A 260-nucleotide genomic window follows, 5' to 3' on the forward strand; every position below is an offset into this window, starting at 1 on the left:
TCCGCAGTAGCTCAGCGGTAGAGCTATCGGCTGTTAACCGATCGGTCGTAGGTTCGATTCCTACCTGCGGAGCCATTGGAGAGCTGTCCGAGTTGGCCGAAGGAGCACGATTGGAAATCGTGTATACGTCACAAGCGTATCAAGGGTTCGAATCCCTTGCTCTCCGCCATAGGATTTATAATATTTGGCCCGTTGGTCAAGTGGTTAAGACACCGCCCTTTCACGGCGGTAACACGGGTTCGAATCCCGTACGGGTCACC

3 tRNA genes are annotated in these 260 nt (G+C 53.8%); all 3 read left to right on the forward strand.

Annotation, left to right across the window (positions count from 1 at the left end):
* The 3 genes from ACQRBL_RS32865 to ACQRBL_RS32875 all read left to right on the forward strand — a co-directional run bounded on the left by ACQRBL_RS32865 (window position 1) and on the right by ACQRBL_RS32875 (window position 258).
* Window positions 1-75: transfer RNA gene (locus ACQRBL_RS32865), tRNA-Asn, on the forward strand.
* A 2-nt stretch (window positions 76-77) separates the two neighbouring features.
* A tRNA-Ser gene (locus tag ACQRBL_RS32870) sits at window positions 78-169 on the forward strand.
* Between the two features lie 17 nt (window positions 170-186).
* Window positions 187-258 (forward strand) — tRNA-Glu (locus ACQRBL_RS32875).
* Window positions 259-260 lie beyond the last annotated feature (2 nt).

This window comes from Bacillus sp. AF62, assembly GCF_050312695.1.
In the GTDB taxonomy this organism is placed as follows: domain Bacteria; phylum Bacillota; class Bacilli; order Bacillales; family Bacillaceae_G; genus Bacillus_A; species Bacillus_A cereus.